The organism is Arsenicicoccus sp. UBA6765 (assembly GCF_002453335.1).
GTDB lineage: Bacteria > Actinomycetota > Actinomycetes > Actinomycetales > Dermatophilaceae > Arsenicicoccus > Arsenicicoccus bolidensis.
Genome location: NZ_DKGR01000022.1, coordinates 42,237 through 66,992 on the forward strand (window position 1 = coordinate 42,237; position 24,756 = coordinate 66,992).

At 71.4% G+C, this 24,756-nt stretch carries 22 protein-coding genes; 17 read left to right on the forward strand and 5 right to left on the reverse strand.

Annotated features, from left to right (window positions below; all coding sequences use genetic code 11):
• Positions 1-56: 56 nt before the first annotated feature.
• The 6 genes from B4K29_RS06660 (at position 57) to rplI (ending at position 5,639) form a co-directional block, all read left to right on the forward strand.
• Positions 57-2,297 (forward strand): transglycosylase domain-containing protein, encoded by a 2,241-nt coding sequence (locus B4K29_RS06660; protein ID WP_286966760.1) that lies wholly within the window; start codon positions 57-59, stop codon positions 2,295-2,297.
• A 28-nt stretch (positions 2,298-2,325) separates the two neighbouring features.
• On the forward strand, positions 2,326-3,708 hold the full coding sequence (locus tag B4K29_RS06665; RefSeq protein WP_286966761.1) for a glycosyltransferase family 87 protein: 1,383 nt from the start codon (positions 2,326-2,328) through the stop codon (positions 3,706-3,708).
• 120 nt (positions 3,709-3,828) lie between these two features.
• Complete coding sequence (gene rpsF / locus B4K29_RS06670) at positions 3,829-4,116, forward strand: 30S ribosomal protein S6 (protein ID WP_019286883.1); 288 nt, start codon at positions 3,829-3,831, stop codon at positions 4,114-4,116.
• A 49-nt stretch (positions 4,117-4,165) separates the two neighbouring features.
• Positions 4,166-4,789, forward strand: a complete 624-nt coding sequence (locus B4K29_RS06675; protein WP_029212168.1) for a single-stranded DNA-binding protein — start codon at positions 4,166-4,168, stop codon at positions 4,787-4,789.
• Between the two features lie 141 nt (positions 4,790-4,930).
• Positions 4,931-5,167, forward strand: coding sequence for a 30S ribosomal protein S18 (gene rpsR, locus B4K29_RS06680; RefSeq protein ID WP_019286881.1), 237 nt, complete (start codon positions 4,931-4,933; stop codon positions 5,165-5,167).
• Positions 5,168-5,189: 22 nt separating this feature from the next.
• Positions 5,190-5,639, forward strand: a complete 450-nt coding sequence (gene rplI / locus B4K29_RS06685; protein ID WP_286966763.1) for a 50S ribosomal protein L9 — start codon at positions 5,190-5,192, stop codon at positions 5,637-5,639.
• A 255-nt stretch (positions 5,640-5,894) separates the two neighbouring features.
• Here rplI and B4K29_RS06690 read toward each other — a convergent pair whose 3' ends face one another.
• Complete coding sequence (locus tag B4K29_RS06690) at positions 5,895-6,635, reverse strand: GntR family transcriptional regulator (RefSeq protein WP_029212042.1); 741 nt, start codon at positions 6,633-6,635, stop codon at positions 5,895-5,897.
• A gap of 169 nt (positions 6,636-6,804) precedes the next feature.
• Here B4K29_RS06690 and B4K29_RS06695 point away from each other — a divergent pair, with 169 nt between their 5' ends.
• Genes B4K29_RS06695 through B4K29_RS06705 form a run of 3 tightly spaced genes read left to right on the forward strand, consistent with a single transcriptional unit; the run spans position 6,805 to position 10,611 of the window.
• Positions 6,805-7,872 carry a transaldolase family protein gene (locus tag B4K29_RS06695; RefSeq protein ID WP_286958598.1) on the forward strand — a complete coding sequence of 356 codons (1,068 nt, stop codon included), beginning with the start codon at positions 6,805-6,807 and terminating at the stop codon, positions 7,870-7,872.
• Between the two features lie 25 nt (positions 7,873-7,897).
• Complete coding sequence (iolD, locus tag B4K29_RS06700; protein ID WP_286966766.1) at positions 7,898-9,859, forward strand: 3D-(3,5/4)-trihydroxycyclohexane-1,2-dione acylhydrolase (decyclizing); 1,962 nt, start codon at positions 7,898-7,900, stop codon at positions 9,857-9,859.
• Positions 9,860-9,876: 17 nt separating this feature from the next.
• On the forward strand, positions 9,877-10,611 hold the full coding sequence (locus B4K29_RS06705) for a sulfite exporter TauE/SafE family protein (RefSeq protein WP_239264346.1): 735 nt from the start codon (positions 9,877-9,879) through the stop codon (positions 10,609-10,611).
• Positions 10,612-10,801: 190 nt separating this feature from the next.
• On the opposite strand, the gene B4K29_RS06710 is transcribed toward B4K29_RS06705, so the two are convergent.
• Together B4K29_RS06710 and B4K29_RS06715 are read right to left on the reverse strand one after the other, a co-directional pair.
• Complete coding sequence (locus B4K29_RS06710) at positions 10,802-11,794, reverse strand: sugar phosphate isomerase/epimerase family protein (RefSeq protein WP_286966768.1); 993 nt, start codon at positions 11,792-11,794, stop codon at positions 10,802-10,804.
• A 2-nt stretch (positions 11,795-11,796) separates the two neighbouring features.
• The gene (locus tag B4K29_RS06715) at positions 11,797-13,017 is read right to left on the reverse strand and encodes a Gfo/Idh/MocA family protein (RefSeq protein WP_286966770.1); all 1,221 of its coding nucleotides are present in this window, start codon (positions 13,015-13,017) and stop codon (positions 11,797-11,799) included.
• A gap of 122 nt (positions 13,018-13,139) precedes the next feature.
• On the opposite strand from B4K29_RS06715, the gene B4K29_RS06720 reads away from it, so the two are divergent.
• Positions 13,140-14,126 carry a LacI family DNA-binding transcriptional regulator gene (locus B4K29_RS06720; protein ID WP_286966772.1) on the forward strand — a complete coding sequence of 329 codons (987 nt, stop codon included), beginning with the start codon at positions 13,140-13,142 and terminating at the stop codon, positions 14,124-14,126.
• Between the two features lie 116 nt (positions 14,127-14,242).
• On the opposite strand, the gene B4K29_RS06725 is transcribed toward B4K29_RS06720, so the two are convergent.
• Positions 14,243-15,580: a 6-phospho-beta-glucosidase gene (locus B4K29_RS06725; protein ID WP_286966774.1), complete on the reverse strand. Its 1,338-nt coding sequence runs from the start codon at positions 15,578-15,580 to the stop codon at positions 14,243-14,245.
• Complete coding sequence (locus B4K29_RS06730) at positions 15,577-16,341, reverse strand: DeoR/GlpR family DNA-binding transcription regulator (protein WP_286966775.1); 765 nt, start codon at positions 16,339-16,341, stop codon at positions 15,577-15,579. The genes B4K29_RS06725 and B4K29_RS06730 overlap by 4 nt, the downstream gene beginning before the upstream one ends.
• Positions 16,342-16,496: 155 nt before the next feature.
• Between B4K29_RS06730 and B4K29_RS06735 the strand changes: the two genes are divergently transcribed.
• From B4K29_RS06735 to B4K29_RS18420, 7 genes are all read left to right on the forward strand, one after another.
• Positions 16,497-17,615, forward strand: coding sequence for a carbohydrate kinase family protein (locus B4K29_RS06735; protein ID WP_376783724.1), 1,119 nt, complete (start codon positions 16,497-16,499; stop codon positions 17,613-17,615).
• A 25-nt stretch (positions 17,616-17,640) separates the two neighbouring features.
• Positions 17,641-19,002, forward strand: coding sequence for an extracellular solute-binding protein (locus tag B4K29_RS06740; protein WP_019286869.1), 1,362 nt, complete (start codon positions 17,641-17,643; stop codon positions 19,000-19,002).
• Between the two features lie 3 nt (positions 19,003-19,005).
• A complete protein-coding gene (locus B4K29_RS06745; RefSeq protein ID WP_286959615.1) occupies positions 19,006-19,923 on the forward strand; it encodes a carbohydrate ABC transporter permease in 918 nt (305 codons plus the stop codon).
• The gene (locus tag B4K29_RS06750) at positions 19,920-20,720 is read left to right on the forward strand and encodes a carbohydrate ABC transporter permease (RefSeq protein ID WP_029212031.1); all 801 of its coding nucleotides are present in this window, start codon (positions 19,920-19,922) and stop codon (positions 20,718-20,720) included. The genes B4K29_RS06745 and B4K29_RS06750 overlap by 4 nt, the downstream gene beginning before the upstream one ends.
• A 29-nt stretch (positions 20,721-20,749) precedes the next feature.
• Positions 20,750-23,590, forward strand: a complete 2,841-nt coding sequence (locus B4K29_RS06755; RefSeq protein WP_286966778.1) for a sugar-binding protein — start codon at positions 20,750-20,752, stop codon at positions 23,588-23,590.
• Positions 23,591-23,805: 215 nt separating this feature from the next.
• On the forward strand, positions 23,806-24,042 hold the full coding sequence (locus tag B4K29_RS06760) for a hypothetical protein (RefSeq protein WP_051274139.1): 237 nt from the start codon (positions 23,806-23,808) through the stop codon (positions 24,040-24,042).
• A gap of 173 nt (positions 24,043-24,215) precedes the next feature.
• Positions 24,216-24,593, forward strand: a complete 378-nt coding sequence (locus B4K29_RS18420; RefSeq protein WP_169516846.1) for a MucR family transcriptional regulator — start codon at positions 24,216-24,218, stop codon at positions 24,591-24,593.
• The last annotated feature ends 163 nt before the right edge of the window (positions 24,594-24,756 follow it).

Below are 24,756 nucleotides of genomic sequence, written 5' to 3' on the forward strand. Positions count from 1 at the left end.
TACTGGAGGGCAGACCGGAGGTGGGATCGACCACCTCGGACCCTCAAGGAGATCGCGTGAGCCCAGCCACGACCCAGGGCGCCGGAGCCGGCGTCGGCCCCGGGGGCAACCCGCCAAGCAAGGTGCGCAAGCCCCGTCGCCGCCGCAGCGGATGGGCTCGCTTCCTGACCTGGTTCGGCCTCGCGGTCGTCGCCCTGCTGGCGCTCGGTGCCGCGGGGGTCGCCTACCTCTACGCGACGATCGACATCCCCGAGCCCAACCCGGCGTCCCAGGCGCAGATCTCGACCGTCTACTTCGCCGACGGCAAGACCGAGATGGGTCGGCTGACCGGCGGCACCAACCGCGAGAACGTCCCGCTGTCCACGGTCCCCGACCACGTGCAGAAGGCCTTCCTCGCCGCCGAGGACCGTTCCTTCTACTCCAACAACGGCGTAAGCCCGAGCGGCATCGCCCGCGCGATCAAGGTCTCGCTGGAGGGCGGTGCGACCCAGGGCGGGTCGACCATCACGCAGCAGTACGTCAAGAACACCTTCCTGACCAGCGACCAGACCATCCAGCGCAAGCTCAAGGAGATCATCATCTCCGTCAAGCTGGACCAGCAGCGCAGCAAGGACCAGATCCTCGAGGACTACCTCAACACGATCTACTTCGGGCGCAGCGCGAGCGGCATCCAGACGGCGTCCAAGGCCTACTTCGGCAAGGACGTCTCGCAGCTGACCCCGGCCGAGGGTGCCCTGCTCGCCTCGGTCATCCGCGGGCCCTCCATCTACGACCCCTCCCGCTCGGCGGCCAACCTGACGCGCAGCAAGGAGCGCGTCTCGTGGATCCTCGACGCGATGGTCGAGCTGGGCTGGCTCACCACGCAGCAGCGGTCCCAGGCCGTCTATCCGACCGTGGCCAAGGCCAAGCCGATCGAGATCACCGGCGGCACCAACGGCTACCTCGTCGACCTGGCCAAGAAGGAGCTCGTCTCCCGGGCCAAGCTGGACGAGGACGACATCGCCAAGGGCGGCCTGCGCATCGTCACGACGGTCGACCAGAAGTACCAGGAGGCGATGATCGAGGCGATCGCCGACCGGGGCGCCGCCGAGGACATCGAGGGTGCGCAGACCGGCATGTCCGCGGTCGAGCCCGGCACGGGGGCCATCAAGGCCTTGTATGGCGGCACCGACTTCGCCAAGCGTCCCTACAACAACGCGGTGGACGCGCACCTGTCGGCCGGCTCGACGTTCAAGGCCTACACGCTGGTGGGTGCCCTGCAGAACGGCTACTCCACGCGGTCCCGCGTCAGCGGCTCCTCGCCCTACCAGGTGCCGGGCACCTCCGACGAGATCGAGAACGAGTTCAACCAGCAGTACGGCTGGATCGACCTGCGCCAGGCCGCGGCCGACTCCGTCAACACGGCATTCGTGCGCCTCAACAACGCCATCACGCCCGCCGCGACCAAGAAGGCCGCCGTCGACGCCGGGATCCCCGACAACACCAAGGTCAACGTCGAGGAGAACCTCACCAACACCCTGGGCACCGCCACGCCGAGCGTGCTCGACAACACCAACGGCTACGCGACGATCGCGGCCGAGGGCAAGCGCGCGACGCCCCACATCATCGCCTCGGTCAAGAGCACCGACGGGGAGGTCGACTACACCGCGTCGACGAGCACCACGCAGGCCATCGACCGGGACGTCGCGGTCGACGTCACCGAGGCGCTGACCCACCCGATCACCGAGGGCACCGCGTCATACGCCCAGCGGGTGCGTCGTCCGGCCGCCGGCAAGACGGGCACCGCCGAGGACCACAAGGAGGTCTGGTTCATCGGCTACGTGCCGCAGCTGGCCGCCGGGTGCGCGATCTACAAGCCGTCCGAGGACGGCAGGACCAACGTCCCGCTGGGCCGCAACGTCGGTGGCTACAAGTACTGCGTGCCGATCTGGACGCAGTTCATGCGCACCGTCATGGACGGCGTCGAGGAGAAGGACTTCCCCGAGCGGGTCGGCGTCAACGACGACAGTCGCAAGAACATCGGCACCCGCCCGCGCTCGACGTCCACCGCGACCCCGGACGGCTCCTCCGACTCGCCCACCACCTCCGGCACGGGCGAGACCAACCGGCCGGGCGCGACCGCCACCTCGTCGGCACCCGAGCCGTCGGACGCCCCGACGCAGGGCACCCCGACGGTGCCGAGCGAGCCCACGCAGCCGTCCGTCCCCACGCGGACGGCGCGCCAGCAGCCGTCGGTGCCGGCTCCGCCCTCGCCGAGCCAGGCGGGCCGGGCGACCACCGCCGCGGGCACCGGCTGACCGGACGCGGACCGGGCATGATGGGCGCATGCAGCTGAGCGACCCCACCCGCACCGTCGCGCCCACCCGCGAGGACCCGGTGGCCCGGGCCGCCAGCGAGTGGCTGGGTGGTCCGGTCGGGCGGTATGCCGCCATCGGTCGCCGTGGTCTGCGTCCCGCCGTGGTCGTGCTGTCCTGCACGGCGACCGTGCTGATGGCCCTGTCCGTCCTCGTGCGGGGCCACTGTCTCTCGCGGGGCTGGCGCGCGGCGGACCAGTTCTGGCACGCCTGCTACTCCGACATCCCCGTCGTCTACCAGAGCAGCGGCCTGGCGGACGGCGGCTTCGCCTACGGCCACGGGTCCGGCGTGGGTCAGCCGGCCGGCACCGGGGTCGTGATGTGGGCGCTGTCGCTGCTCGTCCCCGGCGGCCCCGAGCAGGGGCGCACGCTGGCCGCCGCGCAGGTGTACTTCGCGGCGTGGGCGGGGCTGCTCACGATCCTGCTCGTCCTGCTCGTGGGGCTGCTCGTCCGCATCCAGCCCCGCACGCGCTGGGCGGTGGCGCACCTCGCCCTGTCGCCGGTCGTGGTGACGGCCGGGCTGGTCAGCTTCGACCTGCTCGCGGTGACGCTGGGCGTGGCCGGTCTCGTGGCGTGGGGGCGACGGCACGCCGTGCAGGCCGGCATCCTGCTGGGTCTGGCGATCAGCTGCCGCTCCACGGCCGTCCTGCTCGTGGTGGCGCTCGGTCTGGTGTGCCTGCGCGCCGGACGCGTCGTCGACTGGGGTCTCACCGCGGGCGTGGCCCTGCTGACCCTCGTCGCGGTGGTGGGCACGGTGGTCGCGCTGTCCGGCCCCCAGGCGCTGGACGTCTACACCGGGTGGGCGTCGGCCGCGCCGGGCTACGGCTCCCTCACCCACGTCATCACGTCGCTCGGCGTCGCGGTCCCGTCCGGTCTGGCGTCCGTGCTCGCCGTGCTCGGCTGGGTGGTCGCCGTCGTGGTCGCCGCGTTCTTCGCCCTGGGCACGGCCCGGCGGCCCACCGTCCCCGAGGTGGCGCTCCTGCTGGTCGTGCTCGTCGCCGTCACGGGCAAGAGCCTGCCCCTGCAGGCCGCCCTCTGGATCTGCCCGCTGCTGGCGCTGATCGGCGTGCGGTGGCGCGACCACCTCGTCTGGGCCGCCGTCGAGGTGACCTACTTCGTGGGGGTGTGGCTGCACATCGCGGCCCGCACCAACCCCGACCGGGGCCTACCCGCAGGCTGGTTCGCGGTGCTGGTCGTGGCCCGCATCGCCACCTGGCTCTGGCTGGCGTGGGTCGTCACGCGGCGGGCCCGCGACGAGCCGCCGGACCGCGAGGCCCCCGGTCGTCCTGAGCGCGACCCCGTGGCCGGGGTCGCCGGCAACGCCCCCGACCAGGTCCTCCTCAAGGTCGTGTAGGCTGGGACGGCTCGTCTGTGTGCTCGCGACGCCTGTCGCGGGCGCCCGGACGTTCGTCATGCACACCCTCCTGTCACGGAGACTCCGTGACCGCCGAGACCAGAGGAGGTGGGTTAACGCATGCGTCAGTACGAACTGATGATCATCCTGGACCCCGCTCTCGAGGAGCGCACCATCCAGCCGTCGCTGGACAAGTTCCTCACCGTCATCACCAAGGACAAGGGCACCGTCGACAACGTCGACCTGTGGGGCAAGCGCCGCCTGGCCTACGAGATCAACAAGAACGCCGAGGCCTACTACGCCGTCGTGAACTTCACGGCCGAGCCCGCCACGGCCAAGGAGCTGGACCGCCAGCTCGGTCTGAACGAGTCCATCCTGCGGACCAAGCTCCTGCGCCCCGGCGCCTGAGTCGTTCTCGCACAGCTCGATCCACCACCCGCTCGACGAGGAGAGATCCATGGCCGGAGAGACCACGCTGACGATCATCGGCAACCTCACCCAGGACCCGGAGCTGCGGTTCACGCCGTCCGGTGCGGCTGTCGCCAACTTCACCGTGGCGTCCACGCCGCGCACGTTCGACCGCCAGTCCAACGAGTGGAAGGACGGCGAGACGCTGTTCATGCGCTGCTCCGTGTGGCGTGAGGCAGCCGAGAACGTCGCCGAGTCCCTCCAGCGCGGCATGCGCGTCGTCGTGACCGGTCGCCTGGTCTCCCGCTCGTGGGAGGACAAGGAGTCCGGCCAGAAGCGCTCCGTCATGGAGATGCAGGTCGACGAGGTCGGCCCGTCGCTGCGCTACGCCACGGCCAAGGTCACGCGCACCCAGCGCGGTGGCGGCGGTCAGGGTGGCGGCTTCGGCGGCGGTCAGGGCGGGGCTGGTGGCGCCGGTGGCGCGGCCGGTTCCGGCGGTGGCTGGGGCGGCGGCAACGCCGGCTCCGGCGACGACCCCTGGTCGACCGGCGGTGGCTCCGGTGGCGGCGGCAACGCCGCTCCCTCGGGCCAGCCCTCCGGCGGTCAGCCCGCGGCCGGCGGTCAGGGTGGCTGGGGCGGCGGAGCGCCGTCCTACGACGAGCCCCCGTTCTGATCGGCCCGGACACCTCGCACCACGCTCGGATCGAGCACGTCCGTCGGTGACGGCGCCCCGCGCCCGTCATACCGACAACACACTCTGAGCCGCTGCCCCAGGCCAGCGGCACCACGCATCGCAAACCCAAGGAGTCCCACAATGGCCAAGCCCGTTGTGCGCAAGCCCAAGAAGAAGGCGAACCCGCTCAAGGCCGCCAAGATCGAGACGATCGACTACAAGGACACCGCGCTGCTGCGCAAGTTCATCTCCGACCGCGGCAAGATCCGCGCTCGCCGGGTGACCGGTGTCTCCGTCCAGGAGCAGCGCCTCATCGCGCGGGCCGTCAAGAACGCCCGCGAGGTCGCGCTGCTTCCCTACTCGAGCTCCGCTCGCTGAGCCCGGGAAAGGACGAACTGACATGAAGCTCATCCTCACCAACGAGGTCACCGGCCTCGGCACCCCCGGCGACATCGTCGAGGTCAGGGACGGCTACGCCCGCAACTACCTGATGCCCCGCGGTCTCGCGACCCAGTGGACCAAGGGTGGCGAGAAGCAGGTCGAGGCGATCCAGAAGGCCCGCGCCGCGCGCGAGCACAAGACGATCGAGGAGGCCAAGGACGCCAAGCAGCGTCTCGAGGTCAAGGCCTACAAGGTGCCGGTCAAGTCCGGCGAGGCCGGCCGCCTCTACGGCTCGGTCCACACCGCGCAGATCGTCGAGGCGATCGTCTCCGCCGGTGGCCCCAAGGTCGACCGTCGCAAGCTCGAGGTCAAGGGCGCGATCCGCACCCTCGGCGCCTACGAGGCGACCGTGCGTCTGCACACGGACGTCACGGCCAACGTCAAGCTGGACGTCGTCGCCGCCAAGTGACCTACCGGGGGTAGAGGCATCGACCGGCCTTCGTTCGTCAGGTTGATGCCTTTACCGGGGGTAGAGGCATCAACCGGCCTTCGTTCGCCAGGCTGATGTGACCAACCCAGGCTGATCCACCAGCCGTATGCCGAGAGGCCCGGCGCCATCCCCGATCGGGGTCATGGCGCCGGGCCTCTCGCCGTCCCCGCTCGCACGATCGACCCGTGCATGATCGACGGGCGCCGCGTGCCCGCGTCGTCAGGGGTTGCGTCGTCAGGGGTTGCGCAGGGTGTTGTCCACGACGTACTGGTCGCCCCGGTACGCGTGGTCGCCGTACTCGATCGGGGTGCCGTCGGCGGCGTAGGACTGCCACAGCACCGTCAGCACGGCGTCGGCGCGCGTGAGCTGCAGCTGGCGTCGTTCGGTGAGGGTGGCCATGCGGGCCCCGAGGCGCTGGCGAGCCACGTCCGCGACCACGCCCCGGCGGCCCAGCAGCTCGTAGAGCCCGTGCTCGCTCAGCTCGGCCGCCGTCAGCGTCGCGAACTGCGGCGGCAGCCACGACCGCAGCACCACGAGGGGGCGGCCGTCGGACCAGCGCACCCGCTCGAGATAGACGAGCGGCACGCGTGGCTCGAGCCCCAGCGCCGTGGCGGCGACCTTGTTGCGGCGGGCGGGCACGAGGCGGACCACCTGCGTCTGGGGGCGGCGGCCCGTGCGGTCCAGCTCGTCATACAAGGGGGTGAGGTCGTCGCGCTGGTGCACGACCGGGGAGGCGACGCGGGTGCCGATGCCGCGGTGGCGCACGAGCAGGCCGTCGGCGACGAGCTGGGCGATGGCCTTGCGGACGGTCGGCCGAGAGACCTGGAGGCGGGCGGCGAGGGACAGCTCGTTCTCGAAGGAGTCGCCGGGCTGCAGGACGCCGTCGTCGATCGCCGCGCGCAGCTGGGCCGCGAGCTGGTCGTAGAGCGGGGTCGAGGCCGCCCGGTCCAGCGTGACGGGCAGCGGCGTGGGCACCCGTGCACAGTATCCGATCTCGCCGCGGCGCCGGGTCCGATCCTCGCCCAGACGCGATGGTGTAAATGTAAGGACAATAGGTTGACATGGGGTCACGACGCGGTTTGAATGGCAGTACCCGCGACCGACCGCGACCCACCCGCACGCCGACGTGCACTGGAGGCATCTGATGAGCACCAACCTGAACTCGATGGTGGAGGCCAACCCGACCACCGTGCTGTGGAACGACTCCGCCGATCCCGTCGAGCTCAAGCAGTCGATCGAGTACGGCGCGGTCGGTGCCACGTGCAACCCCGTCATCGCCGTCACCTGCATCAAGGCGGACCTGCCCCGCTGGAGCGCCCGCATCAAGGAGCTCGACACCGAGATGCCCGAGGCCACCGAGTCCGAGATCGGGTGGAAGGTCGTCGAGGAGCTGTCGATCGACGCCGCGAGGCTCCTGGAGCCGGCGTTCGCGAAGTATGCCGGCCGCAACGGCCGCCTCTCGATGCAGACCGACCCGCGCCTCGCCCGCAGCGCCGCCAAGCTCGCCGACCAGGCGGAGTACTTCAACGGGCTGGCCGACAACATCATCGTCAAGATCCCCGCCACGCGTCGCGGCATCGAGGCGATCGAGGAGGCGACCTACCGCGGGGTCAACATCAACGTGACGGTGTCCTTCACGGTGCCGCAGGCCGTCGCCGCCGGGGAGGCCATCGAGCGCGGGCTGAAGCGCCGCGAGGCGGAGGGCAGGAGCATCGAGGGCATGGGTCCCGTCGTCACGATCATGTGCGGCCGCCTCGACGACTGGCTGAAGGAGTGCGTCGAGGCCGACGGCATCGACATCGACCCCGAGCACCTCGAGTGGGCGGGCGTCGCGGCGTTCAAGAAGGCCTACGGGATCTTCCAGGACCGCGGCCTGCGAGCCCGCCTGCTGTCCGCGGCCTTCCGCAACACCAAGCAGCTGTCGGAGTTCGTCGGTGGGGACGTCGTGATCTCCCCACCGTTCAAGTGGCAGAAGCAGATCGTCGACGGTGGCGAGGAGCTGCCCGAGCGCATGAGCGCCCCCGTCGACCAGGCGATCGTCGACGAGCTCTACGCCAAGATCCCGGAGTTCCGCCGGGCCTACGACGTCGACGGCATGACGCCCGACGAGTTCGACACCTTCGGCGCCACCCGCAAGACGCTGCGCCAGTTCCTCGCCGCCGACGAGGAGCTCGACCAGGTCGTGCGTGACATCCTCGTCCCGGCACCCTGACGCGACCAGACCGAGGAGGACGTCGATGACCTCGACCTACCCGTATGCCGGAGCACCCACCGTGCGGCTGACCGTCGCCCAGGCGGTGGTGCGCTTCCTGGCCAACCAGTGGTCCGAGCGTGACGGCCAGGAGCAGCGGTTGATCGCCGGCTGCTTCGGCATCTTCGGCCACGGCAACGTGGCGGGGGTGGGCCAGGCGCTGCTGCAGGACGACGTGGCCGCGTCCGCCGAGAGCGAGCGCGCGGGCTCCGAGTCCGCGCAGGCGTCCCAGCACCTGCCGTACTACCTGGCCCGCAACGAGCAGGGTGCCGTCCACGCGGCCACGGCATACGCCAAGACCAAGGACCGGCTGCAGACGCTCGCGGTCACGACCTCCATCGGCCCCGGCGCGACCAACATGGTCACCGGCGCGGCCCTGGCCACGACCAACCGGCTGCCCGTGCTGCTGCTGCCGTCCGACCAGTTCGCGACCCGCTATCCGGACCCGGTGCTGCAGCAGCTCGAGGACCCGCGCAGCCTGGACGTGTCGGTCAACGACGCGTTCAAGCCGGTCAGCCGCTTCTGGGATCGCATCAACCGGCCCGAGCAGCTCATCCCGAGCCTGCTCGCCGCCATGCGGGTGCTCACCGACCCCGCCGAGACGGGCGCGGTGACGATCTGCCTGCCGCAGGACATCCAGGCCGAGGCCTTCGACTGGCCGGTCGAGCTCTTCGCGAAGCGCGTGTGGCACGTCGCGCGTCCCGTGCCCGAGCCCGCCGCCCTGCAGCGCGCGGTCGAGGCCATCAAGGCGTCGAAGCGTCCGCTGCTGGTGGCCGGCGGCGGCGCGATCTACAGCGGGGCGAGCGAGGTGCTGCGGGCCTTCGCCACCGCGACCGGCATCCCCGTCGCCGACACGCAGGCCGGCAAGGGCGCCATCAACTGGGACCACCCGCTGTCCGTCGGCGGCGTTGGTTCCACGGGAAACAGTGCCGCCAACACCCTCGCCCGCGAGGCCGACCTGGTGATCGGGGTGGGGACGCGCTACAGCGACTTCACGACGGCGTCGCACACCGTGTTCGCCGCGGACGACGTGCGATTCGTCAACGTCAACGTCATGGCCTTCGACGCCGCCAAGCACAGCGCGACGATGGTGGTCGCGGACGCGCGCGAGACGCTGACCGCGCTCCAGGGAGCCCTCGAGGGCTGGACCACCGATCCGGCATACCAGCAGCACGCCGCCGACCTGTGGGCCGAGTGGGACCAGGTCATCGACGAGTGCTACCACCGCGACAACCAGCCGCTCCCGGCGCAGACCGAGGTGTTCGGCGCGCTCAACGAGCTCATGGGCGAGCGCGACGTCGTGATCAACGCGGCCGGCTCGATGCCCGGCGACCTGCAGGCCCTGTGGCGCGCGAAGACCCCCGAGCAGTACCACCTGGAGTACGCCTACTCCTGCATGGGCTACGAGATCCCGGCGGCGATGGGCGTGCGGCTCGCCCTCGACAGCGACGGCCACGAGGACCGGCAGGTCGTGGCGATCGTCGGCGACGGGACCTACCAGATGATGCCGATGGAGCTCGCGACCATCGTCTCGGAGGGGCTCAAGGTCATCGTCGTGCTCCTGCAGAACCACGGCTTCGCGTCGATCGGTGCGCTCTCGGAGTCGCGCGGGTCGCAGCGCTTCGGCACGAAGTACCGCATGCGCAACCGCGACTCCGGGCGTCTCGACGGCGAGAAGGTGCCCTTCGACCTCGCCGCCAACGCCGCCTCCTGGGGCGCGGACGTGCTGCGCTGCAACGGGATCGAGGAGTTCCGGGCCAGCTACGCCACGGCCGCCGCGGCGGACGGGCCGGTCGTGCTCTACATCGAGACCAACCTCTACGGCCCCAACCCGCCCGGGCACGCCTGGTGGGACGTGCCGGTCTCGGAGGTGTCCGAGCTGGAGTCCACGCAGCAGGCCTACGCCGAGTACGCCGAGGAGAAGAAGGCCCAGCGCCACCACCTCTGACCGGAGCAGGACGTCGTATGCCGGAGCTCAGCCTCCTCGCGTGGTCGCTGCTGGCGGCCGGTGCCCTCGTCGTCGGCTTCTCCAAGACGGCGATCGGCGGCGCCGCGATGGTGGCGGTCGGGCTGTTCGCGCTCGCGCTGCCGGCGAAGGAGTCGACCGGGACGCTCCTGCTGCTCCTGCTCGTCGGTGACCTGGTGGCCACGCGGGCCTACCGGCACACGGTCGATCGGGCGCTGCTGCTGCGTCTCGTCCTGCCGGTGCTGCTCGGTGTGGGGCTCGGCGTCGCCTTCCTGGCGCTCGTGGACGACCTGGTCCTGCGGCGCACGATCGGGGTGATCCTGCTGGTGCTGCTGGGAATTCAGCTGTGGACGACGCGACGACCCGTGTCGGGCAAGGGTTCTCGTGCTGCCGGTCGCGCGTATGGCGCCCTCGCCGGCTTCACGACGATGGTGGCCAACGCCGGCGGGCCCGCCATGAATCTCTATCTCCTGCGCGAGAACTACGAGAAGTGGACGTTCCTCGGCACCACCGCGTGGTTCTTCCTCGCGGTCAATCTCGTCAAGCTGCCGTTCATGGTGGGGCTGGGGCTGGTGACCGGGCGGGGCCTCGTGCTGCTGCCGCTCCTCGCGCCCGTGGTGCTGCTGGGCGCCTGGGCCGGGGGCCGGGTCGTGGCGCGCATCGACCAGGTGTGGTTCGCGCGGATCGTGACCGCGTTCGTGGCGGTCAGCGCGGTGCAGCTCACCCTGCTCTGACGGCGGTCGCCGCGCCCTGCCCGCATTCGAGGGGGCGCAAAGTTACGCGACACGCCGTGCAGCGCGACATACGCGTCCCCTCGCCGGCGCCGCACGCCGCGGCGGGCACCCCACCCCCAAGATCGTGAGGGTTTGGTCCAAGAATGTTGGAGAAAACACTCACGATCCTGGTGGGACGGGTGGGGCGAGCTCAGGCGCGGGCGGCGGCCTCGAGGAGGGTGGAGGCCGCCATACGCAGGCCGTCCATCGTCGACATGGCGGCGTCCTCGTGCTCGATGTTGATCACCATGTCCTCGTCCACCTCCTTGAGCGCGCGCAGCACCTCGACCCAGTAGTCCACGTCGTGACCGACGCCGACCGCCACGAACCGCCACGCGGGGTCCTGCGGCCAGGAGGCGCACCAGTGGTGGTAGCCGACGGGCACCTTGCCCTCCGCCTCGGGCGGCACGACGCCGAAGTCGACGTCGAGCACGCCCTTGGTCTTGACGCCGTCGAACAGCGCGACGTCCTTGGCGGCGGCGAAGAAGATGCGGTCGCCGAGCGTGCGGATCACCGTGGGGACGTCCATCTGCTGCCACATCAGGTGCGAGGTGTCCATCTCCACACCGATGTTCGTGGCGCCGGTCTCATCCAGCAGCCGCTGGTAGGTCGTGGTGTTGAAGACCAGGTTGCGCGGGTGCAGCTCGAGGGCGACGCGTACGTCGTGGTCGCGGGCGAGCTGGTCGATCTCCTTCCAGAACTCCACGGCGATCGGCCACTGGTGGGCGAGGATCTGCTGGTCCTGGCCGTGCCAGGCGTTGACGACCCAGGTGGGGAGCGTCGCGCCGGGCTCCGCGCCGGGCAGGCCGGACATCGTGATCACGTGCTTGACGCCCAGCGCCGCGGCCAGCTCGATCGACCGGCGCACGTCCGACGCGTGCTTGGGGCCGTCGGACGCGTTGGGGGACAACGGGTTCCCGTTGCAGTTGAGGGCGGTGAGCTCCATGCCCTTGTCGGCATACACCCCGAGGTAGTCCTCGCGGGCCGAGGCCGAGGCGAGCAGCCCGTCGACGTGGATGTGCGGGGCGGGGATGAAGCCGCCGGAGTTGACCTCGACCGACGTCAGCCCGAGGCCGCGCAGCGTGTCGAGCATCTCGGGGAGGGACTGGTCGGCCAGGCAGGCGGTGTAGGCGCCGAACTTCATGGTCAGAGCTCGCTTCCGGGGGCGGGGACGGCGACGGAGGCGCCGCCGGACTGGTGGGACCGCAGGACGGCGTCGACGACGAGCATCGTGCGATAGGCATCGGTGAACGACGCGTTGGGCGGCGTGCCGTGGTTCAGGCCCGCCACCTGGTCGAGGAAGGCCCGGCACTCGTAGGCGAACATCTCGGCGTTGCCGCCCCCGTTGCCGGCGGCCTGCATCGGGTAGCCGCCGTTGAAGTAGGGCAGGTGGGGGCCGGCGATGATGCGGCGCTCGCCGCGGGTGGTGGCGTCGGGCTGCTCGTCGTCGTAGGTGTACTCGGCGGGGCGGTGCCAGTCGACCGCCGCGCGCCCCTGCAGGCCGTAGACCTCGAGCCGCAGGCCGTTGGGCATCCCGAACGCCGTGCGCGAGCAGGCGAGCGTCGCGGCCACGCCGTTCGCGAAGCGCGCCGTGAACGTCGCGGTGTCCTCGTTGGTGACCTCGCCCGTCTCGTCCGAGACCGGCGCGGCGCCGTGGCCGACGACGAAGCCGAGCGGCTTGGGGCGCTCGGTGACGAGGGTCGACAGGGTGCCGCCGGCGACGGACTCGATGGGCCCGCAGACGAATTCGGCCAGGTCGATCAGGTGGGCCCCGACGTCCGCGAGGGCCCCGCTGCCCAGCGGACCGGTGGAGCGCCAGGTCAGGGGACCGCTCGGGTCGCACGCGTAGTCGCAGTCGTAGCGACCCTCGACCAGCGACAGCGGCCCCAGGTCGCCGTCCGCGACGTGCTGGGCGACGCGGGCCATGGCGGGGTTGCGGCGATAGGTGAAGCCGACGCCGGTCACGACGCCCGCCTCGCGCGCGGCGCCCTGCTCGAGCTCGGCCATGGCGCGCCCGTCCTCGAGCGTGCCGGCCAGCGGCTTCTCGCAGAACACGTGCTTGCCGGCGCGCACCAGGGCCTCGGCGATCGGGCGGTGCAGGTCGTTGCCGACGACGATCGAGACGATGTCGATGTCGGGGTCGTCGACGATCTCCTGCCAGCTGCCCACGGCCTTGTCGTAGCCGTAGCGCCGCGCGCAGTCCTCGGCGAGCGGGAGGTTGGCGTCGGCGATGGCGGCGAGCCGCACCGGCGGCAACCCTTCGAGGTCGAACATCGTGGTGGCCATGCGCCAGCCGTTGGCGTGGCTGCGCCCGGCCATCCCTGCGCCGATGACGGCGACGGACAGGGGCTTCGTGCGGTCGGTCATGGTGATGCCTCTCTGCATCTGCGGCCGGTCGATTCACCGAACCGGAACGTTCCGGTAGAGTCAATGCTAGGCCCCCACCACAGGCCTGTCAACAGATTGTCAGGACATGATGAGGAGGGCTCGTGGCAGCCGGACGCGTGACCATCGTCGACGTCGCCCGCGAGACGGGGATCTCCGTCTCCTCCGTCTCCGTGGCCCTGCGCGGGGAGCCGGGCGTGTCCGACGCGACCCGCAGCCTGGTCCTGGCGGCGGCGGATCGCCTTGGCTACCAGCCGGATCGGCGCGCCCGTGGGCTGCGCGAGCGGCGCAGCCGGGTGGTCGGGGTGACCTTCGGGCTGCACCAGACCTTTCACGCGGCCCTGGTCGAGAGCCTGTATGACGCCGCAGCCGGCCGGGGCCTCGACCTCGTCCTCAGCGCGACGACGCCCGGTCGTGACGTCGCCGCCGCGGTCGACAGCCTACGCCACGAGCGGTGCGACGCGGTGATCCTGGTCAGCCCCGACGTCGACGCGGCCACCCTGGCCGACCTCGGGTCCCGGCAGCCGACCGTCCTGGTCGGCTCCGACCTCACGGCGCCCGGGGTCGACACGGTGCGGGCGGACGACGACGCCGGTATGGCGCTGCTCGTGGGTCACCTGCTCGAGCGGGGTCACCGCTCGATCAGCTTCGTCGACGGCGGGGATGCCGCGATGGGCGCGACGCGGCGCGAGGGCTATTGCCGGGCGATGCGCGCGCACGGGCTCGAGCGCGAGATCGACGTGCTGCCAGGGGATCCCAGCGAGGACGCCGGCGTGCGAGCGGCGACCACGCTGCTGGCACGCCACGCACCCCCGTCGGCGGTGCTCGCCCACAACGACATGATCGCGACCGGGCTGCTGCTGACGCTGCGGTCGGCCGGGGTGGCGGTGCCGGAGGGGCTGGCGGTGGCGGGCTACGACGACACGCGGCTGGGGGCGCTGTCGAGCATCGACGTCACGACGGTGTCGCAGGAGCCGGCACGCCTGGCCGAGGAGGCGCTGCGGCTGGCGCTGTCCCGCGCCGAGGGGCGGTCGGCCGGTGAGGCGTCGGTCGTCGTGCCCCCGCGGCTCGTCATACGGTCCACGACCTGATCAGCCCCAGAGCCCCAAAGCCGCTGCAGCCCAGAGCCCCAATGCCCCCGACAACGTGAGTGTTTTGTCCACGATTGTTGGACCGAACACTCACGATCGTGGGGCTGTCGGGGAGGTCAGCGAAAGACGGCGTCCAGCGCCGGGATCCGCTCGCGATAGCCCGTGAGCAGCAGGCGCGCCGTCACGACCGAGTCGACCAGCGGGTGCAGCGCAAAGGCCTGCAGCGCCAACGACTCCGACCCCTCCTGCGCCGCCCGGATCGTCAGCGACTCCACCGCCTTGACCTGCTGCACGAGCCCCAGCGGGTGCCCGGTGAGGGGCACGGCCGAGAGCGGCTGCGGCCCGGACGAGTCCACGATGCAGGGCACCTCGACGACGGCGTCGGCCGGCAGCCCGGGCAGGGCGGTGCCGTTGCGCACGTTGAGCAGCATGGACGCGCGCTCGTTGCGGGCGATCGCGGCCATCAGCGCCAGCGCCACGCCCTCGTAGCCCCCGCCCGCCACGTCGGTGGCGTCGCGCTCCTCGCCCTCCTCGCGCGCCTCGGCCATGTAGGTCTCGTCCCGCTCGCGCCGCGTCCGCACCCACAGCTCGTGCGCCTGCTCCGGCGAGTCCCCCACGGCGCGATAGAAGTCCGCCTGCGAGCGCAGGAGATACTCGCCGCGCGTCTCGGCCGACCCACGGATCCCGGCGACCGCCTCGCGGGTGAAGTAGTAGTAGTAGAGGTACTCGTTGGGGATGGCGCCGATCGCCTGCAGCCACTCGGGGCCGAAGAGTCGCCCCTCCTCGGTCGACAGCAGCAGCTCGGGCTGGGCGAGCAACGAGGGCAGCACATCTCGCCCGTCGTGCACCAGGGTCTGCAGCCAGCCACAGTGATTCAGCCCGGAGTAGCCGAATCGCGTTGCGTCGCCGGGCAGCCCGAGCGCGTGGGCAGCACGTCGCCCCAGCCCGAGCGGCGAGTCGCAGATGCCCATCACCCGGTCGCCGAGGACGGTCTGCATGGCCTGGGTGATCATGCCGGCGGGGTTGGTGAAGTTGATGAACCATGCCTCCGGTGCCAGCCGCGCCACCCGGGAGGCGATGTCGAGCGCCACCGGCAGCGTGCGCAACCCGTAGGCGAGCCCGCCCGGCCCGGTGGTCTCCTGCCCGAGCACGCCGAGGTCCAGCGCCACCCGTTCGTCGCAGGTGCGTCCCTCGAGCCCGCCGACGCGGATCGCGGAGAACACGAAGTCCGTGCCCTCCAGCGCCTCGTCCAGCGAGGTGGTCGCGGTGACCGTCGGCGCGTCGGGACGACCTGCCGCCATCTGCCGCAGCACCCGCTCGATCACCCCGAGCCGGCCGGCGTCGACGTCGTGCAGCACCAGCTCGTCGACGCGGCGCTCGTGCCGGTCGCCGAGCAGCGCGCCATAGACCAGGGGGACGCGAAATCCCCCACCGCCCAGGATGGTCAGTCTCATGCCGTGATCACCTCCGTGCCGAGCTCCGCGAGGGTGGCGAGCACCTGCGGGTCGGCCTTGTCGTCCGTCACCAGGGTGTGTATGCCGTCCGCCCCGCACACGCGCAGGGTGCCGTGGCCGGGCAGCTTGCCGTGGTCGGCGAGCAGCACGACGCCGTCGGCGCAGCGCATCATGGCCCGCTTGACCGGGACCTCGACGAGGGTGGTGTCGAGGACGTCGCCGTCGGCCGTGATGCCGCTCGTGCCGAGGAAGGCCGTGGTGGCCCGGACCTGGCGCAGCGCGTCCTCGGTCAGGACGCCGACCAGCGAGTGATAGGTCCGCCGCACGGTGCCGCCCAGGAGCACGAGCTCGACGGTGCGGTCGTGCCGCAGCTCGTCGAGGACGGCGAGCGAGCTGGTGATGACGGTGATGCGGCGGCCGCGCAGCTCGCGGGCCAGCAGCATCGTGGTCGTCCCGATGTCGAGGAGCACGACGTCGCCGTCGGAGACCAGCCGCGCCGCGCGCCGGGCGATGGCGTGCTTGGGCCGGAGCTCATGGGTCGCCACCCGGTCGAAGGGCACGGGCTCGTCGCGAGCCAGGTCGTCGGGGGGCAGCTGGGCCCCGCCGTGGACGCGGACGAGCCGCCCCGCACGCTCGAGCTCGGCCAGGTCGCGACGGACCGTGGCGTGGCTCGCGCCCGCCCGCGACGCGAGGTCGTCGACGGTGGTCAGGCCGTGGGCGCGCAGGTGGCGCATCAGGGCGGCCTGGCGCAGCTGCTTCACCCGCCCAGACTAGCGCTCACAACCACGCAACCGCGAGCACGATCGTGCAACGAGTGCGCGTTTTTGCTTGCATTCCCTGCCCACCCCGGACGATCATGTGACCCATCGTCCGATTGGTCCTCTCAGCGACGCGAGGCAGACAGCGAGGCAGACACGTGACTGGCCAGACCGGTCCCACCGGCACGTCCTTCGACCCGCTCGCGGACGTCCGCCACCCTGGCGAGCCCGTGATCGACGTCATGCTGCACGGGATGGTCTTCCTCGACATCATCTTCAGCGGGCTCAGCCGCATCCCCGCCGGGGGCGAGGAGATCTGGGCCGACGGGATGGGCTCGTGCCCCGGCGGGTCGGCCAACCTGGCGGTGGCGAGCGCCCGCCTCGGCCTGCGGACGGGCCTGTCGGCGGCCTTCGGCGACGACGCCTACGGCGACTTCCTGTGGAGCACGCTGCAGGACCAGGAGGGGGTCGACCTCAGCCGGTCCCGCCGGTTCGAGCACTGGCACACCCCGGTGACGGTCTCGGTCTCGCACGAGGGCGACCGGCGGATGATCACCCACGGCCACGACGCCCCCATGTCGGCCAACGACCTCATCGGCACCCCGCCCCGCAGCCGGTCCGTGCTCTTCGACCTGCCCTCGGCCGACGACTCGGACGAGCTGCTGTGGATCGACAAGGCCCGCGAGCAGGGGTCGCTGCTCTTCGCCGACGTCGGCTTCGACGGCACCGGCGCCTGGGACCCCAGGGTCCTGGACCCCCTCGACCGCTGCCACGCGTTCACGCCCAACGTCGTCGAGGCGATGGCCTACACCCGCACGGACACCCCCTACGACGCGCTCTACGCCCTGGCCGACCGGGTGCCGCTGGCCGTCGTCACCAACGGCGCCCACGGCGCGCTCGCCATCGACGGCTCCACCGGGGAGGAGGCCACGGTCCCCGCCCTGCGGGTCGAGTCCATCGACCCGACGGGCGCCGGGGACGTCTTCTGCGCGGCCCTGTCCCTCGGCACCCTCGCCGGCTGGCGTCTCGACGACCGCCTCGCCTTCGCCGCCCTGTGCTCCGCGCTCGCGGTCCAGCAGTTCGGCGGCTCCCTCGCCGCCCCCGGGTGGGGCGACATCGCGGACTGGTGGCACGCCCAGCGCCAGTCCCCGTCGCCCACGGCGCTGCACAAGGCCGTGCTGCGTCGATACTCGTTCCTGGATGACTTGGTCCCCGACGTCCCGCCGAGCGCGGTCCGTCGGGCGGCTGCCACCATTGCCCGACGGTCCGACGTGTGACCGCGGCCCTCTCGAAGGAGTCAGCATGAATCGCAAGGCATGTGCGGCCGTGGTCGCGGTCGCCGGGACGGCCCTCGCGGCCTGCGCACCGGGCTCGTCCGGCTCCGGCGGGAGCACGGCGTCGTCCCAGAGCACCGAGCGCGCGGTCAAGACCGACGCCGCCCAGCTCGGCGACGTCACCCTCACGGTGTGGGACCAGGAGGTCCGCGGCGGCGGCAACGCCCAGATGACCAAGAACGTCGCGAGCTTCCAGGCGAAGTACCCCAACATCAAGATCAAGCGCGTCTCCCGGTCGTTCGACGACCTGTCCAAGACGCTGCGCCTGGCCCTGTCCGGCAACGACGCCCCCGACATCGTGCAGGCCAACAACACGCGCTCGCAGATGGGCCAGTTCGTCAAGGCGGGTCAGCTGATCCCGCTCGACCCGTGGATGAAGGCCTACGGCTGGGACAAGCGCTACAGCCAGTCGCTGCGCTCGGTCGTCTCCTACTCGCCGGACGCCAAGACCTTCGGCTCCGGCAACCTCTACGGCCTGCCGCAGGTCGGCGAGGTCGTCGGCGTCTACGTCAACAAGGACAAGCTCGCCAAGGCCGGCGTCCAGAAGCCCACCGACTGGGCGGGCTTCGAGTCCTCGCTGGCAACGCTCAAGGGCAAGGGCGAGGTGCCGCTGATGCTGGGCAACCTCGACAAGTGGCCGGCCGTGCACGTCTTCGGCGTCGTGCAGGGGCAGAACGTCAAGGCCGACGAGATCCGCAAGCTCGGCTTCGGCAACGCCGGCGCCTCGTGGACCTCCGACGGCAACAAGAAGGCCGCGTCGACCCTGGTCGACTGGGTCGACAAGGGCTACCTCAACCAGGGCTTCAACGGCCAGGGCTACGACCCGGCCTGGCAGGCCTTCACCAAGGGGCAGGGCGCCTACCTGATCGCCGGCACCTGGCTGCAGGCCGACATCTCCAAGGCCATGGGCGACAAGGTCGAGTTCATGCTGCCGCCGCCCGCGCAGGCCGGCGGGACGACCTACACCACCGGCGCCTCGGGCCAGCCCTTCGCGATCACCAACAAGGCCAAGAACCCCGACGCCGCAGCGGCGTTCATCAACCACATCACCACCCCCGAGGCGATGAAGGTCATCGCCGAGACCGAGAACCTGCCGGTCGTGGACACGGCGGCCCAGAAGGCCCCCAACGCCCTCGGCCAGCAGGTCTTCACGGCCTTCGACACGACGACCAAGAACGACGGCCTGCTGCCCTACCTCGACTGGGCGACGCCCACGATGAGCGACACCATCGGCGCCGCGCTCCAAGACATGCTCGCCAAGAAGGCCACCCCCGACCAGACCCTCGAGAAGCTCCAGAAGGACTACTCGGACTTCACCTCCAAGGGCTGATCGATGGCCTCGAGCTCCTCGTCCCGCAGGCTCTCCCGACGGTCCGGTGGACCGCCGGGAGAGCCGCGGGCGATCGCCTGGGCGTATGTCGCCCCCGGGTTGCTGGTGTACGCCGCGTTCCTGCTCTACCCGTTGGTGCGATCGATCCAGATCTCCTTCTACGACTGGGACGGGCTGACGCTCGGCACGTGGGTCGGGCTCGACAACTACGTCAAGGTCGTCCAGGACGAGGGGCTGCGCGCGGCGTTCACGCACGCCCTGGTGCTCATGCTCTTCTTCGCGGTGGTCCCGCTCGCCGTCGGGCTGCTGCTCGCGGCGATCCTCAACCGCGCCAAGGTCCGTGGCCTCGGGTTCTTCCGCACGGTCGTGTTCCTGCCGCAGGTCGTCGCGATGGTCGTCGTGGCCGTGGCGTGGCGGCGCATCTACGCCCCCGACGGGACGCTCAACTCGCTGCTGCAGGCGGTCGGCCTGGACGGCCTGACCCGGGCCTGGCTCGGCGACTACGCCCTGGCGCTGCCCGCGGTGGGCTTCGTCGGCACGTGGTTCGAGACCGGCCTGGTCACCGTGCTCATGCTCGCGGGGATGGGCCAGATCGACAAGGAGCTCTACGAGGCCGCCCGCCTCGACGGCGCCGGCCCGGTCCGCGAGCTCTTCTCCATCACCCTGCCCGCCGTGCGCGGCGAGATCTCGGTCGCGCTGACGCTCACGGTCATCGCGGCCCTCAAGACCTTCGACCTCGTCTACGTCACCACCAAGGGCGGCCCCGGCAACCAGACCAGCGTCCCGTCCTACGAGGTCTACCACCAGGCCTTCGAGCTCGGGCAGGTCGGTCTCGCCAGCGCGATCGGGGTGAGCCTGACGATCGTCATCTTCGTCATCTCGTTCCTGATCACCCGTCTCGTCGAGCGAGGTGACGCATGAGGATCTCCCGCGGCGAGCAGATCGCCAACTACGTCATCCTCGGGCTGTTCTCGCTGTTCGCCCTCTATCCCATCCTGACCATCGTCGTGGCGGCGTTCGGCCATGACGAGGGCGCTCCCGGCGGGCCCGCCAACTTCGTCACCGCCTGGGACGTGGGGCACTTCGCGACATACATGCGCACCTCGCTGCTGGTCTCGCTGATCGTCGTGGTGGTGGCCACGCTGCTGTCGATCATGTCCGGCTATGCCCTGGGCGCCATGCGGTTCCGCGGGTCGACGGTGCTCTTCTACGTCTTCCTGCTCGGCATCATGATGCCCGCCGAGGCGATCGTGGTCCCGCTCTACTTCGACCTGCGCAGCCTGGGCCTGACCGACACGATCTGGGCGATCGTGCTGCCGCAGATCGCGCAGTCGGTGGCCTTCGGGACCTTCTGGCTGCGCACCTACTTCCGCTCCTCGAGCCGCTCCATCGTGGAGGCCGCGCGCCTCGACGGCGCCTCGACCTGGCGGATCCTGTGGCAGGTCCTCGTGCCCCTGGCCCGACCCGCCATCACCACCCTGCTCGTCCTCAGCTTCATGTGGACGTGGAACGAGTTCCTCATCCCGCTGGTCATGGTCACCGACGACGGGCTGCGCACCGCGCCGCTCGGCCTCGCGTTCTTCCAGGGCCAGTACACCCAGGGCTTCACCCTGCTCGCCGCCGGTGCCGTGCTCGTCGCGCTGCCGGTGGTCATCGCCTACCTCTTCCTGCAACGCCACTTCATCGCCGGGATGCTCGAGGGCGCCGTCCGCGAGTAGTCCGGCTCCAACCCCAGAAGGAGCACGGCATGGCACCACATCCCGCGGGACGTCGACGAGGACGCGCCGCACTCACCACCCTGGCCGCCGTCACGGCAGCCCTCACGGCCGGCACCACGGCCATCGGCAGCGCGGTCGCCGCCCCCTCGGACGACCACGCCGACGCTCGCTCCGACGCTCGCTCCGACGTTCGCAACGGCAGCCTCCAGGCCTTCGCCCGCGGCCCCGGCCAGCAGGTCCGGGACACGTCCATCGGCACCCCGGTGGACCTCGGCCTGCTCTACGTCGGGGCCCACCCCGACGACGAGGCCGGCACCCTGTCCACGCTCGGGCTCTGGCGCCAGCGGTATGGCGTGAAGAGCGGCGTGGTCACCGTCACGCGCGGGGAGGGTGGCGGCAACGCCGCCGGACCCGAGGAGGGCCCGGCGCTCGGGCTGCTGCGCGAGGCCGAGGAGCGCAAGGCCGTCGGCAAGGCCGGCATCACCAACATCTACAACCTGGACAAGGTCGACTTCTACTACACCGTCTCCGAGCCGCTCACCGCCAAGGTGTGGGGGCACGACGACACCCTGGCCCGGACCGTCCGGGTGATCCGCCAGACCCGGCCCGAGGTGCTGATGACCATGGACCCGGCACCGTCGCCGGGCAACCACGGCAACCACCAGGAGGCCGCGCGCCTCGCCGTCGAGGCCTACCGCGCCGCGGGCGACCCCGGCCGCTTCCCCGAGCAGATCACCAAGGAGGGGCTCAAGCCGTGGGCGCCTTCGCGGCTGCTGACCCGGTCCTTCGCCGGCACCTCGTCCACCGGCCCGACCTGCGGCTCGACGCTGGTGCCGCGGGACGCGACGCGTGACGTCTACGGCGTGTGGGGCGGCGAGCGTGCCCCCGACGGCCGCACCTGGGCCGCCGTGGAGCGTGAGGCCCAGCGGCAGTACGTCACCCAGGGCTGGGGCGGCTTCCCCGATGTGCCGACCGACCCGACCAAGATCGGCTGCGACACCATGACGCAGATCGAGTCGCGGGTGCCGATCCCCGAGCCGGGGTCCGCCGCCGCGACGGCCGCCGACGGCGCCATCGCCGGGGCGCTCACCCGTCCCGCCGACGCCCTGCCGCTCGGCACCGGCGCCGTCCTCACCACCGACCAGGCCGACATCCAGCCCGGCGGCCGGGTCACCGGCACGCTGACGGTGACCGCTCCAGCCAAGCAGGCCCTCACGGGTCTGCGGGCGCAACCGGTCCTCCCGGCCGGGTGGGCGGTGCAGGCCGGCACCGTGCCGACCCGCGTCGCGGCCGGTAGGTCGGTGCAGGTGCGCTTCACCCTGACCGCGCGGAGCGGTGCGGCCACGGGCGCGCGCTCGCGCCTCGCGGTGCGCCTCACGTCGGCCCAGGGCAGCGGCTACGTCGACCGCTCGATCCTCGTCGCCCCGGCCGTCACCGCCCACCAGCAGTGGCTGCCCCAGGTCGACCAGTTCGAGGCCTGGACCCGCGAGGCCCAGGTGCCCCAGCTGAGCGGCACCGTCGCCCCTATGCTCACGGTGGCCAGCGGCGGGCGGCGCGACATACCGGTCGTGGTCACCAACTCCTCCGGCAGCACCCAGTCCGGCCGGGTGACCCTCAAGCCCCCGGCAGGCTTCTCCGTCGCCCCGGCCGGCCGGGCCTACGGGCCGCTCGCACCGGGGGCCAGCGCCACGGTCACCTTCACCGTGACCAGCACCGACGCGACCCTCAAGACGGGCGCGCCCGGAGGTGACTACGCCTACACCCTCGAGACGACCAGCTCGACGGGCACGGCCAGCACCCCGCAGGCGCTCGAGCTCGTCCCGCAGACCGTCGCGGCCAAGGCCAGGCCCACCCTCGACGGCGTCGTCACGCCGGGTGAGTACGGCGGACCGGCCCTGGACATCTCGCGCGTGTGGGAGGGCACGGCCTGCGACTCGGCCGCCGACTGCTCCGGCCAGGCGTGGGTGAGCTGGGACGCCGACACCCTCTACGTCGCGGCCAAGGTCGTGGACGACACCAAGGGCACGGCGCTCGCGACCAACGACTGCAAGCGCCACTGGCGCACCGACTCCCTGGAGATCGCGATCGACCCGCGCGGCACCTCGGAGAACACGTCGACGACCTTCAAGGCGGCGATCCTGCCGTTCACCGCGGAGGGGCCGGCGTGCGGTCTGCGCGACGCCGACAACCACCAGGGCCCGGCTGCCTCGACGGCTCCCGGGATGACGTGGTCCGTCAAGGTCAACGAGCCCTACACCGGCTACACCGCGGAGGTCGCCATCCCGATGAGCGAGCTGCCGTCCGCGATCGACCCGGCGCGCCTGGGGCTCAACGTCCTTCCCTACGACTCGGACACGCAGGACAAGACCGGTCAGACCCGCATCGGCTGGTCCGTCTGGGGCGGCGTGCAGGGCGACCCCTACCGCTGGGGCCAGGTCCGGCTCGACGGCTACGTGCCGCCGGCCGGTCGCTCGACCACGCCCAAGGAGCCGGTGATCCCGCTCGAGGCGCTGTCCTCGCTCGACTCGCCGCAGTCCGTGGCCCAGGCCGTCGTCGACAACGTCGCCCTCGCGGGTGGTCCGTCGGCGACCCTGCGCACCGGTGGCTGGATCGAGTCGGTGCGACCGGCGTATGGCGAGGCCGTGGTCACCGTGCGTGCGGCGCGCGCCGGCGTGGCCCACGTCTCGCTGATGGACGCCTCTGGCGTGCTCGGCCGCCGGACCGTCGAGGTGCCCGGTCGCGGGACGCTCGCGGTGCGGGTGCCGGTCACGCGCCCGGCTGTCGGCACGCCGACCGCGCTCGTGGGCTGGGACGGCCCGGGTGAGACCACCCTGTCGTCGTCCGTGACGCCCTCTCGGTCCGGCCGGTAGTCGTTTGTGGTGCAGGGGCACCCACCGATCGGTGGGTGCTCCTGCGCTACGACCAGCAGGGTCTGGACGCTACAACGAGCAGGCAAGTAGGCATGCGTCCGGTTCGCGTCGGAGGTGGATGGCATCGACTATTGCGCCGTAGCCCCCGCACAGTGTGGCGATGGATTGGCGGGGACACACCCGTGCCCGGCAGCGTTGCTGCCGAGGTCGAAACCTTGGAGGACTACACCGCCCGTGCCGTCGGCCGGGTCGTCGACGAGCTGCGCAGCGCTCGTGACCCGGGGCTGGCCATCTACGACGAGGCCGACCCCGAGTGGAGCGACCTGGTCGAGTCGCTGCAGTTCGAGCGGCCCGTGCCGGCCCGCTGGTGGCGGATGGTGGTGGCGCGGGCGGTGCACGAGGTGCCGGGCGTGCAGATCCGCTCCGTGCGCGACGTGCGGATTGATGGGTGATCACGCAGGTGCCAAACGCATCGGCAGGCAGCGCCCGGTCGTGGTGCCGGATGACTTGTGGGCCGCGATCGCCGCCATCGGCACCCGTGACGGCGTCTCTGGGAGCGTCGTCGTCCGGAACGCGTTGCGGCACTATGTGGAGCTCCCGGCCGAGCAGACCCGGCAGATCACCGATGGGCGGCACGCCACCTCGTGCACGGTGCCCGGGTGCGAGGGAACGCACGCCGCTGGCGGGCCTGTGCCGGCTGCACTACTCGCGCAAGCGCCGCGGTCGCGGCCTGACGGATGATCAACCGGCCCCCGGGTCGCCGTCTGGCCACGGCCGATACGGTCTCCTGGACGATGATGGCGACGCCGCCCTGTGCCTCGAGTGCGGTCTGCGGCGCGCTGCGCTCGGCTACCACGTGCAGGTCGCGCACCAGTTGACCGCGCGGGAGTACAAGCTCCGTCACGGGCTGCCTCTCGGCGCCGGTTTGACGTCGGCCGGCGTGCGCGAAGCGATGTCCGTGAGCGCGCGGGAGAGGGTTGGTACGCCAGGGTGGCGGCTATAGGCGGCCCGAGACCGTCAGGCGGCTAGGGCGGTCTCCCAATAGCGTGTGGGGAGAACCGCGCTTCTGGACAGCATGTCGCGGGTGAGGGTGCCTTCGGATGGCGAGTGGGAACTGGTCCAACCGTTCCTGCCGGCCTCGGATGGTAAGCGGGGTAGGGGTTTTC

Bases quoted from the DNA above. Each gene is read 5' to 3' on its own strand.
- B4K29_RS06665 (WP_286966761.1), top strand. From the start codon at position 2,326: ATGCAGCTGAGCGACCCCACCCGCACCGTCGCGCCCACCCGCGAGGAC.
- rpsF (WP_019286883.1), top strand. From the start codon at position 3,829: ATGCGTCAGTACGAACTGATGATCATCCTGGACCCCGCTCTCGAGGAG.
- B4K29_RS06675 (WP_029212168.1), top strand. From the start codon at position 4,166: ATGGCCGGAGAGACCACGCTGACGATCATCGGCAACCTCACCCAGGAC.
- rpsR (WP_019286881.1), top strand. From the start codon at position 4,931: ATGGCCAAGCCCGTTGTGCGCAAGCCCAAGAAGAAGGCGAACCCGCTC.
- rplI (WP_286966763.1), top strand. From the start codon at position 5,190: ATGAAGCTCATCCTCACCAACGAGGTCACCGGCCTCGGCACCCCCGGC.
- B4K29_RS06695 (WP_286958598.1), top strand. From the start codon at position 6,805: ATGAGCACCAACCTGAACTCGATGGTGGAGGCCAACCCGACCACCGTG.
- iolD (WP_286966766.1), top strand. From the start codon at position 7,898: ATGACCTCGACCTACCCGTATGCCGGAGCACCCACCGTGCGGCTGACC.
- B4K29_RS06705 (WP_239264346.1), top strand. From the start codon at position 9,877: ATGCCGGAGCTCAGCCTCCTCGCGTGGTCGCTGCTGGCGGCCGGTGCC.
- B4K29_RS06710 (WP_286966768.1), bottom strand. From the start codon at position 11,794: ATGAAGTTCGGCGCCTACACCGCCTGCCTGGCCGACCAGTCCCTCCCC.
- B4K29_RS06715 (WP_286966770.1), bottom strand. From the start codon at position 13,017: ATGACCGACCGCACGAAGCCCCTGTCCGTCGCCGTCATCGGCGCAGGG.
- B4K29_RS06725 (WP_286966774.1), bottom strand. From the start codon at position 15,580: ATGAGACTGACCATCCTGGGCGGTGGGGGATTTCGCGTCCCCCTGGTC.
- B4K29_RS06740 (WP_019286869.1), top strand. From the start codon at position 17,641: ATGAATCGCAAGGCATGTGCGGCCGTGGTCGCGGTCGCCGGGACGGCC.
- B4K29_RS06745 (WP_286959615.1), top strand. From the start codon at position 19,006: ATGGCCTCGAGCTCCTCGTCCCGCAGGCTCTCCCGACGGTCCGGTGGA.
- B4K29_RS06750 (WP_029212031.1), top strand. From the start codon at position 19,920: ATGAGGATCTCCCGCGGCGAGCAGATCGCCAACTACGTCATCCTCGGG.
- B4K29_RS06755 (WP_286966778.1), top strand. From the start codon at position 20,750: ATGGCACCACATCCCGCGGGACGTCGACGAGGACGCGCCGCACTCACC.
- B4K29_RS18420 (WP_169516846.1), top strand. From the start codon at position 24,216: ATGGGCGGCACGCCACCTCGTGCACGGTGCCCGGGTGCGAGGGAACGC.